The sequence below is a fragment of the Sulfurimonas sp. genome, assembly GCF_028694895.1.
Lineage (GTDB): Bacteria > Campylobacterota > Campylobacteria > Campylobacterales > Sulfurimonadaceae > Sulfurimonas.
Window position 1 is genome coordinate 1 of sequence record NZ_JAQVKA010000056.1, and the last position, 10,247, is coordinate 10,247.

At 34.7% G+C, this 10,247-nt stretch carries 8 protein-coding genes and 1 pseudogene; 6 read left to right on the top strand and 3 right to left on the bottom strand.

The genetic code is table 11. The annotated features are described in order from the left end of the window. From PHI38_RS07150 to PHI38_RS07160, 3 genes and pseudogenes are all read right to left on the bottom strand, one after another. Positions 1-166 (bottom strand): annotated as a pseudogene (locus PHI38_RS07150) (AcrB/AcrD/AcrF family protein); the annotation flags it as partial. 9 nt (positions 167-175) lie between these two features. Continuing rightward, positions 176-967: an efflux RND transporter periplasmic adaptor subunit gene (locus tag PHI38_RS07155; RefSeq protein WP_299854391.1), complete on the bottom strand. Its 792-nt coding sequence runs from the start codon at positions 965-967 to the stop codon at positions 176-178. After that, positions 964-2,325: a TolC family protein gene (locus PHI38_RS07160; protein ID WP_299854394.1), complete on the bottom strand. Its 1,362-nt coding sequence runs from the start codon at positions 2,323-2,325 to the stop codon at positions 964-966. The genes PHI38_RS07155 and PHI38_RS07160 overlap by 4 nt, the downstream gene beginning before the upstream one ends. A gap of 257 nt (positions 2,326-2,582) precedes the next feature. Between PHI38_RS07160 and PHI38_RS07165 the strand changes: the two genes are divergently transcribed. The 6 genes from PHI38_RS07165 to PHI38_RS07190 all read left to right on the top strand — a co-directional run bounded on the left by PHI38_RS07165 (position 2,583) and on the right by PHI38_RS07190 (position 9,990). Next, positions 2,583-2,996 carry a FixH family protein gene (locus tag PHI38_RS07165; RefSeq protein ID WP_299854397.1) on the top strand — a complete coding sequence of 138 codons (414 nt, stop codon included), beginning with the start codon at positions 2,583-2,585 and terminating at the stop codon, positions 2,994-2,996. 15 nt (positions 2,997-3,011) lie between these two features. Continuing rightward, positions 3,012-4,184, top strand: coding sequence for a TolC family protein (locus PHI38_RS07170; RefSeq protein ID WP_299854400.1), 1,173 nt, complete (start codon positions 3,012-3,014; stop codon positions 4,182-4,184). Next, positions 4,181-5,143 carry an efflux RND transporter periplasmic adaptor subunit gene (locus PHI38_RS07175; protein ID WP_299854403.1) on the top strand — a complete coding sequence of 321 codons (963 nt, stop codon included), beginning with the start codon at positions 4,181-4,183 and terminating at the stop codon, positions 5,141-5,143. The genes PHI38_RS07170 and PHI38_RS07175 overlap by 4 nt, the downstream gene beginning before the upstream one ends. A 4-nt stretch (positions 5,144-5,147) precedes the next feature. After that, entirely contained in the window at positions 5,148-8,195 is a 3,048-nt protein-coding gene (locus PHI38_RS07180) for a CusA/CzcA family heavy metal efflux RND transporter (protein ID WP_299854405.1), read from the top strand. 12 nt (positions 8,196-8,207) lie between these two features. Then, entirely contained in the window at positions 8,208-8,864 is a 657-nt protein-coding gene (locus PHI38_RS07185; protein WP_299854408.1) for a response regulator transcription factor, read from the top strand. Between the two features lie 175 nt (positions 8,865-9,039). Next, positions 9,040-9,990: a HAMP domain-containing sensor histidine kinase gene (locus PHI38_RS07190; protein ID WP_299854410.1), complete on the top strand. Its 951-nt coding sequence runs from the start codon at positions 9,040-9,042 to the stop codon at positions 9,988-9,990. Positions 9,991-10,247: the final 257 nt, after the last annotated feature.

Here is a 10,247-nt window from a genome sequence, read left to right on the forward strand (position 1 = left end):
CAGTAGAACCACTCACTACCATTTGAGGGTTTTCTTCTCTTGGCATTATATTTAGGGCTAAGTAGCCAATCAAGAGTAAAAAGACACCAAGAACAATGGTGAGAGGATTTCTTAAAAACCCAGCAGCTAATTTACCTGCGATATCTGTTGGTTTATAGTGCGTCATCATAAAACCTTACTCTATTACAACAGTTGCATACATACCTGGATAGATAGATTTGTACACATTTTTAAATGAGATTTTTATTTTAAATGAGTGAGTCATTGGGTTTGAGTTAGGAATGATAGCGCTTATAGTTCCAACAGCTTGAATATTTTGCGATGGGATATTGATAACTACCTTTTTACCCTCTTTAATAAGAGCTAGATTATCTTCTGCTATCTCTGCTGATATTTTTAAATCACTCAAATCTGAAAGCTCTAAAGCTGGCATTCCAGGCATCGCCATCTCACCAACTTTTATATTTTTACTTACTATTACACCACTATTTGGTGCTGTGATGTTTAAGTAACGGTACTGATTTTTAACCTCTGCTAATTGTGCTTCTGCTTGAAGAAGTTGTTTTTTAGCGATGATAATCATATTTGCAAGATTCTCTTCAGCTAGTGCGAGATTTTCAACTTCAAACTTTGAAACCATATCTTTTTCTAAAAGTCTTCTATGTCTATCTAGGTTTAGTCTTACGTTTGTATATTGGTTTTGATACATTTGAAGACTTAGTTGAGCTTGAGAGATGCCAAGTTCTACTTGAATTAGTGCCGAGTCTATCTCTTTTGAGTCAATAGTGTATAAAAGATCACCTTTTTTTACATTATCACCCTCAGATACTCTTACATCTGTAACAAAGCCCATAAAACGGCTTGTTATCATCTTTCTATTGTCACTTATAACAGTACCAGAGAGAGTTATCCCCTCGGCTGCTAATAGGGCGCTTAACATTACTAAAAGTATTACTATTTTTCTCATTTTTCTTCTCCATTTGCTAGTTTTTCAAGTGCGAAAATTCTCTCATTTCGCTTATTGATAGTTTCTTGTAGTTGAAGTATCTTTTGAATCTGCTCTGATTGTTTGATGATAACATCACTCATTGATGAGAGTTTTTCTCTATATCTTGCTTCATAATTATTGTAAATCTCATCAGCTAAAAGTAACTCTTTTCTTAACGATTCTATGTCTTTGTTTAAACTACTTATCTCTGTTCTTATCTTTTGTGTTTGAAGCTCAATTCCACTCTTTGCAAGGGCAACTTGCGTTTGAGTTTTCATATAATCAATTCTTGATTTTTCTACATTTGCGCCATCAATGCCACCGTTAAATATATTTAGAGTAAGTCTTGCTCCAACTGTATAAGATTGATGATCGCTTGCATCATCTAAAAATCTATCATCAGCAGTTGAAACCTCTGCAAAAGCCCCAACCATTGGATAATATGAAGACTGAGCCACATCAATCATACTTTTTTTAAGAGCAAGCCCATTGTTTGCTTTTTGAATATCTAGATTGTTTTGAAGTATCTCATCATTTGTAACACTTGGCATGATGATTTTAAGTGATGGAGTTTTTATAGAGGTTATTTTTTGATTTAAAAGAAAACTTATATAGTGATATAGAAGCTCTTTATTTGACTCCATTTGAGAGATTAAACGCTCAACATTTCCCTTTTTTGCTATAACTTCAAGCAGATCAACTTTCTTTGCGTAACCTACATCTATCATCTCTTTTGTCATATCTTCAAGCGTATCTATGTTTTTTAGTATCACATGTAAGTTAGAGATAGAGTCCTCAAGAAGAGCCATATCATAGAAGCTTTTTCTAGTCTCATATATCTTTTCATTTAACATTTGAGTTTTTTCTAGTGCTCTAATCTTTGTAACGCTTTGCATAACATCTACATAACTAGATATCTTAAAACCAGTGAAAATAGGAAGCTCATACTTTAGTTTACTCTGAAAGTAGTTTCTTGTATCTGGGTAGTTTAGGTCTCGTGGCTCGACATTAAGTATGTTTGGATTTGTAGTATCAAAATCAGCAAAACCAAAATCTCCAAAGTTAGCCTCTCTTGAACTTAGTTTAAAACCAAACACATTTCCAGCATCATCTGAGCGCGCAAAATCTTGAATCAAATCAAGCTTACCCCAGTGGTTTCCTGAAGCTGTATTTTTCTCTTGTATGGCACTCTCTATATCATACTGAGCACCCTTTATCTCTAAGTTTTGCGATTTAAGTAACTCAAGCGCCTCACTTAGGTCTATAGAATTTGAAGCACTAAGGGATGAAGTGCAAAAAAGAAGGGGAAAAATAAGCAGTGTATACACATATTTCATAAGCATCTCTCTGGATAAAATTAAGTTAAGATTATAACACATATTTTATTTTATTATAAATAAACAAAAAAATAAATTATATTTTTGCCTTTTTTACAACTAATATAACATTGAATATATATTTTACTTATATTTTAATTAAACGCAAGTTGCTATGTAACTATGTTTTAGCTTATTGCCAAAGTATATACTCTACACAATTACTACACACTCAAAACAGTAGACTCCATAAATAAATAAAAAAGTGGAGTATAAAGATGATGAAAACAGTTCTTGGATTGATTTTAGTTTGGAGTTTTGCACAAGCTGAAGGTTTTATGGACATGAAAGATAGTGATGGTTTGCATGCGATGCTCTCTAGCACAAGAGTTTTAAGCGAGGGAGAGAACAAAATCAAGGTAGAGTTAAACAGAGGTGAGCACGGCGGTGCAGTTGTAGATGCAAAAGATGTACGTATAAAGTTTTTTATGCCCCAGATGCCGGGGATGCCATACATGGAATCAAAAGATGTTTGTAAAAAAGTGGATGATTCATTTGAGTGCAATATAAACTTTGCTATGAGTGGAACTTGGCAGTATCAGCTATTTGTAAAAGATGAAACAGGCAAAGATTATAAGTACAAGGGTAGTGTAAATCTTGGCCAAGCTTCATCAATGCATCATAACAACTAAGGATTATTTATGAGGATGCTCTCTTTTGTTTTTGTGCCACTACTGTGTTTTAGCGCTGAGTTTAATGATGTGTTTTATAAAGCACTTGAACTCTCGCCAATGTTAAAGGCAAAAGAGCAGAGCATTTTGGCTTCACGTCAAAACACTTTAGGTGAAGCTACATATAAAAACCCAATCCTAAGTATTGGTCTAAATGATATGCTCTTAAATGATAATTTTTTAAGAAGAGATGTTGAGTCTATGCAAACTCAGTTTATCGGTATAACTCAAGAGTTTGAAACTTTTGGAAAACTTGATTTAAAAGAGGCAATACTTAGAGCTGATACTCTTATCTTAGAGTATGAGTTAGAAGATTTGAGGCTGGAGTTATACAAAAAAATGGCACTAAAAGTGGAAGAGATTTCAACTTCTAACACGTTATTAGAACTCTTAGAACAAAAAAAATCAAACCTCTCTTTGCTTCTTAAATATAGTGAGCAGAGTATAAACATAGCAGAGATTTTCAAAGTGAGTGTTGAACTTCAAAAAAAGATATTTGTAGTTGAAGATAAAATTTTGGAGATTAAAGAGAAACTAGAATCATATAAAAATGAGTTCAAATATCTAAGTAATCAAGACTACATGTTAGTAGAGAGAGCCAAGATAGAGGATGATTTTTTAGAGGGAGATATAAAAAAATCTCCAAAGTATAAAATATATGAAATAAAAGCAAAACAGTTAGAACTTACCAGCAGACTTGAAGAGAGAAAAAAATACTCAAACGTAAATGTAGGCTTAGTTTACAACCACCGTCAAAACTATGAAGATTATCTCTCTGTGTCGGCTTCTTTTGCACTTCCTATCTATGGAAGCGAAGAAGCAAAAGTGCAAAAAACAAGACATCTAAGCTCTGAGAATACTCAAAAAGAACAGAGCTACATCTCAAATGCTATGGCTGTTTTTGACACTAATGACAAAAGAGTAGAGTATTTAAAGAGACGAGTTAAAAATCTTGATGATATTTTATATAAGTACAAAGAGTTAAACAGATACGATAAGTCAAACATCACAAACAGCGTAACTTTAGAGAAAAATATAGAAAATGAGAATCTGCTTCTTGATTTAGAGATTGAGAAACTAAAATATAACCTTGATATGAAGAGCGCTCTTTTGGAACTTTTTTATCTAACTAGTGGGAGTTTAAAATGAAAATCGTACTTTTAATCCTCTTGATGTTTTTTCTTGGCGAGGCTAAAACGTTTGAGCAGACTTTTAACGTAAAGAGTATAAAACCAAAGATGCAGACACACAGTGCAACTAAAACATACTATGCTACGACCTCCTATAATGAGAGCAAAGTTTATGAAGTTAGCATAAGGTTTGATGGTTTTATAGAGAACCTAGAAGCAAATGAGCTTTATAAAAAGGTAAAAAAAGGCTCTAAACTTTTTGATATCTACTCAAAAGAGATTTATACACTAAAAAAAGAGCTCGCCTCTACAAAAGATTTTCCAGCACTTCATGCCACTATTTTAGAGAAGTTAAAACTCTACGAATTAGATGAGAGAGCAATTTATTCTACGACCCAAACGATACCGCTTTATAGTAAGTATAGTGGAGAGATAATCGAGAAAAATATAGTTGAAGGCTCTTATGCAAAAGCTGGCTCAACTCTGCTAAGAATCGCAGATAGTTCTAACATGTGGGTTATTGCAAAAGTTTATCAAAAAGATTTTGAGTTTATAAAACAAGGTATGAGAGCAAGTGCCCAGATAGAGGGTTTGAGTGAGCCAATAATTGCGAAGGTAAGTAAGATATATCCAAAAATAAACAAAGATGATTTGACGTTTAACGTAAGAGTAGATTTGGATAACGCTCAAGCTAAAATCTCACCCGATATGTTTGCAAAGGTAAGCTTTTCTAACGCACCAACATCTTCACTCTCTTTGCCTAAAGATGCGGTTATAAAAAGAGGAGATAAATTTTACGTCTTTAAAAAAGTCTCTCCAAGCGAGTATGAGCCACAAGAAGTTGAAGTGAAATACTCAGGCGGATTTTATGAGATACAAAGCGGTATAGATGAGAGTAGTGAAGTAGCACTTAATGCACTCTTTTTACTTGATAGTGATGCAGTTACAAACGGCTCATACATGAGTGAGGAGTGGTAAGGAGATGGTTGAGAAAATAATAGAGTTTAGCTCAAAAAACATATTTTTAGTTCTTATACTCTCAGCGATTTTAACTTTTCTTAGTATATTTAGTCTTAAACATATCTCGCTTGATGCGCTCCCAGACCTCTCGCCTCCGCAGGTTATCCTTCAAGTTTCATACGAGGGACAATCTCCTAAAATCATAGAAGAGCAGGTTTCATATCCACTCATCAGCTCTTTGATGTCTCTGCCAAATATTAAGACCATTCGAGCGATGAGTAGTTTTCAAAATGCTCTTATATACATCATCTTTAAAGATGAAACAGATATTTATGAAGCAAGAAGTAGGATACTAGAGCAACTCTCTTCCATCCTTCCAACTCTGCCTGAGGGCGCAAAAGTTAGTATGGGACCTGATGCAACTGGAGTAGGCTGGGCGTATCAGTATATAATCAAGTCAAACAAACTAAATCTCTCAGAGCTAAGAGACTATCAAGATTTTTACTTAAAGTATGGTCTTTTAGGTGTTGATGGCGTTAGTGAAGTGGCGGCTGTTGGTGGTTTTATAAAAAATTATCAGCTCCTTGTTGATCAAGATAAAATGGTCAAATATGATATAGGAATTGATGAGATAATCAATGCGCTAAAGAAAAACAATCAAGACAAAGGCGGTGGAGTACTGCTAGAGAATGGTTATGAAAACATCATTCAAGCTCGTGGATATTTGAGTAGTCTTGATGAGATGAAAAACATCACACTAAAAGTAAATGGTGTTACTCCGCTAAAGCTTGGCGATATAGGCGAGGTTGTGGAGATTCCCGCTTCAAGACGTGGTGTTGCTGATTTTAACGGTGAGGGCGAGGTTGTTGGTGGTATAGTTTTGGTGCGATATAAAGAGAATCCTTATGAAGTTATTAAAAAGATAAAAGCCAAAATCAAGACGTTGCAGAGTGAAGATGTGGAGATAGTTACAACTTATGATAGAAGTAAAATTATAGATAAAGCTATCGACACACTTAAGAGCACACTTCTTGAAGAGTCTATTATCGTTATCATTATCACAACTCTTTTTTTGTTTCACTTTAGAAGTGCACTAGTTGTTATTATCGTTCTTCCTCTGACTATACTTCTTACTTTTTTGCTTATGAGTCTCTTTGACATTGGCTCAAACATTATGAGTTTGGGAGGAATCGCCATAGCCATTGGTGCGATGGTTGACGCTTCCATCGTCATGATAGAAAATGCGCACAAACACTTAAGCAAAAGTGATGGAACAAAAAGCAGAGTACAAATCATCATAGACTCTTCAAAACAAGTTGGTCGCCCGATATTTTTCGCTTTGATACTTATCGTGGTCTCGTTTTTACCAATCTTTGCATTAGAGGGTCAAGAAGCAAGGCTCTTCTCGCCACTTGCATATACAAAAACCTTTGCGATGCTTATGGGAGCACTTCTCTCTATCACGCTAGTTCCAGTGCTCATGATTCTCTTTATAAAAGGAGATATCAAAAAAGAGGAGAGTAACTATATAAATAGATTTTTTACCTTTTTATATACTCCTATACTAAAACTCTTTTTAAAGATGAAATACCTTGTCCTCGCTCTTGTCATTATCTCTATGGCTTACATGTATCCTCTGTATAATGCTCAAAAGTGGGAGTTTATGCCACAACTAAATGAGCAGGATTTTATGTATATGCCTGTTACTCCTTATGGTATAAGCATTGAGCTTGCAAAAGAGATTACTCAAGAGAGTGATAAAATCATCAAAAGTTTTCCAGAGGTTGACACAGTGTTTGGTAAAGCGGGTCGAGCAAATAGTGCAACCGACCCAGCTCCGCTTGGCATGATAGAGACAATCATAACCTTTAAAGACAAATCCCTTTGGAGAGAGGGCATGACTTATGAGAAGTTGATGCAAGAGATGGAGGATAAGCTAAAGATAAAAGGGTTGATTAACTCATGGACTTATCCAATCAGAGGCAGAATTGATATGCTCCTAACTGGAATCCGCACTCCACTTGGCATCAAACTATATGGAGATGACAACAGAGTATTAGAAGAGATATCATCTCAAATGGAGCAGAAACTAAAAACTATGCCACTTACGCTAAATGTATCTGCTGATAAATCAAATAGCGGATATTTTTTAGACGTGGATATCAAACAAGAGAGTTTAGCAAGGTATGGAGTTTCAAAACAGAACATACTTGACACTATCTCTTTTGGTGTTGGCGGTTTGGGAGTGAGTACTTTTGTAGATGGGCTTAAGCGTCATCCTATATCTATCAGAGTGAACTCAGATCAAAGAGAGAGTATAGAGAAGATAAAAGAGTTAAAGGTAAAAACAAAGCTTGGTTTCTTGCCAATTGATATGTTTGCAGATATAAAATACATGCAAAGTCCTAGCGTGATAAAGAGCGAAAAAGGTATGAAGGTCTCTTTTGTATATATCACGCCAAAGAGTGAAGTAAGCGTGGATGAGTATAAGAGTGCAGCACATGATGCTCTACAAAGCATAGAACTTCCAAAAGGTTACTACTATGAGTTTGCGGGGCAGAGTGAATACTTAGAGAGTGCTAAAGATAGACTAGCTTTTATCATCCCAATAGTTCTTCTTAGTATCTTTGTACTTATCTATTTTGCTCTAAAAGATGCAGTAAATTCTCTTATAGTTTTCTCAACTCTTCCATTTGCGATTCTTGGTGGACTTTTATACATAGACTATCTTGGATTTAACCTCTCTATTGCGGTAGTTGTTGGCTTCTTGGCACTTCTTGGCATCGCTGCTGAGACCGCTATTGTTATGGTAATTTACTTAGAAGAGGCGATAAATGAGAACATATCCACGCATCATGAAGCCATCATCAGAGGCTCTGCAGGCAGACTAAGACCAAAGCTCATGACAGTTTTTGCAATCCTTGGCGGACTTATCCCCATCATGTATATTCATGGAGTTGGAAGTGAAGTTATGCAGCGCATCGCAGCACCTATGATTGGGGGAATTGTTACTTCTGCAATTTTGACACTTCTTATTATTCCTTTGTTATACTCTATAAGAAAAAGATAGTAAAATAGTGAGATGAAGATTTTACTCCTAGAAGATGATGTTATATTGTCTGAGATACTATATGAGCATTTAAGTGAAAAAGGTTATGAAGTAACATCAGTTTATGATGGCGAAGATGCTTATGAGAAGATAATAGAGAGTCGTTTTGACTTGATGCTCTTTGATGTAAATGTGCCGCTTTTAAATGGATTTGAACTCTTAAAACTCTTAAAAGAGCAACATGTAAACATACCAACTATCTTTATAACATCACTTGACTCAGCCTACGATCTCAAAAGAGGATTTGATTTGGGTTGTGATGATTACCTCAAAAAACCATTTGATTTGATGGAGCTTGATGTAAGGATAGAGCATCTATTAAGGGTTCACAGCTTAAACTCCTCTCATGTTGTTATTGATGCTAATAGTTATCTCGATAGACTTACATATGAGCTTGTAAAGGATGAGCAAAGAGTAAAACTCTCTAAAAAAGATTTCCAAATCATAGAGTACTTTTTGTTGCACAGAGATAAGATAATCTCACATGATGAGTTAGCGGCAAATATCTGGATAGATTCAGAGTTGCCATCAGACTCAACACTTAGAACTTATATAAAAAACATCAGAATATACCTAGGCAAAGATTTTATAACAACTATAAAAGGAGTCGGCTATAGAGTTAACATCTAGTGAGAAAAAGTCTCTTTATGGCTTTTTAGGACTCTATCTAAGTTCATCGATATTTCTGATAATCATCATTGCATTTAGCTTTTATAGCTATGAAGCTTCAAACATAATCTCATCTAAAAAAGAGAAGATTCAAAATATTGCACTAAGCATCTCCTCTAAAATCGTCTCTTCTTTCATGCACGCAGAGGAGTTACACGTAGAGCCACAAGATGGATATGAGATAGCTCTTTATAGTGCAAACAAAGAGCTCATAGATGGAGAGCCATTTGAAGTGAGAGAGTTTGAACAAGGTTTTTATGAAGATAAAGAGTTTGATTACTTTGTAGATTTGAGCCCACAACTCCATCATGGCGTAAAATATCTGGTGCTAAAGAGTAAAAACGCAAATGAGCAGATTTTAAAACTGATAAAAGATACTCTCTTTATCGCTATTTTTTCTATTATTTTAGTTGTAGTTGTCGGCTATTTTTTAACAAAGATGTTTTTAAAACCCATACAAAATGAGAGAGTAAAGTTTGATAAGTTTATAAAAGATTCTACTCATGAGTTAAACACTCCTATAACCGCTATCTTGATGAGTATAGATAGGCTAAAGAGAGAAAATATTGATGAGAAAATTTTAAGCAGGGTTCAAATAAGTGCCAAAAGAGTGCAAAAAATCTACTCCGATTTGACCTATCTACTTATGGATAACAAAAATCAAGAAGCAAAACGACTAAATCTAAAAAATATCATAGAAAACGAGCTTACACTTTATGAAGATTTGGCAAGTAAAAAATCACTCACAATCACTAAAGAGCTAGAAGATCTGTTTTTCACTATCGATGAGGTAAGTGCGCAAAGACTATTTAGCAATCTTCTCTCAAACGCAATAAAGTACAATAAACACGGCGGAGTAATCGAGATAAAACTTCAAGATAGTGAGTTCATTATAAGCAATAGTGGCGTAGGAATAAAAAAAGAACTTCAAGATAAGATTTTTGATAGGTTTTATAGAGCCAATGATGCTGAGGGTGGTTTTGGAATCGGGCTTGATATAGTAAAAAGAGTATGTAATAAATACAACATTGGTATAGAAATCTCTTCTAAAGAGAGCGCAATGACGAGTATAAAGTTGAAGTTTTAAGAATATATTATAACATCTGGAGCGATTAAGATAATTTAAGTTGCTTAAAGCACAAAAAAACCCTGTTTTATGCACTTTTATGTAAGATAAATCAAGTGCTATTAAGTTTTAAAAGAATAAACTAACATAGGTATGTAGGGAGGTTTATTATGAACATGTAACGAAGAGAAGCTTTGAGTGGCTTAGGGTGTTTAGCTGTTGTGGCAACATCTGAACTATTAGCAGCACCAGAGTCTTTAGCTCCAAAAAAAGCTCCA

Bases quoted from the DNA above. Each gene is read 5' to 3' on its own strand.
- PHI38_RS07155 (WP_299854391.1), bottom strand. From the start codon at position 967: ATGAGAAAAATAGTAATACTTTTAGTAATGTTAAGCGCCCTATTAGCA.
- PHI38_RS07160 (WP_299854394.1), bottom strand. From the start codon at position 2,325: ATGAAATATGTGTATACACTGCTTATTTTTCCCCTTCTTTTTTGCACT.
- PHI38_RS07165 (WP_299854397.1), top strand. From the start codon at position 2,583: ATGATGAAAACAGTTCTTGGATTGATTTTAGTTTGGAGTTTTGCACAA.
- PHI38_RS07170 (WP_299854400.1), top strand. From the start codon at position 3,012: ATGCTCTCTTTTGTTTTTGTGCCACTACTGTGTTTTAGCGCTGAGTTT.
- PHI38_RS07175 (WP_299854403.1), top strand. From the start codon at position 4,181: ATGAAAATCGTACTTTTAATCCTCTTGATGTTTTTTCTTGGCGAGGCT.
- PHI38_RS07180 (WP_299854405.1), top strand. From the start codon at position 5,148: ATGGTTGAGAAAATAATAGAGTTTAGCTCAAAAAACATATTTTTAGTT.
- PHI38_RS07185 (WP_299854408.1), top strand. From the start codon at position 8,208: ATGAAGATTTTACTCCTAGAAGATGATGTTATATTGTCTGAGATACTA.
- PHI38_RS07190 (WP_299854410.1), top strand. From the start codon at position 9,040: ATGCACGCAGAGGAGTTACACGTAGAGCCACAAGATGGATATGAGATA.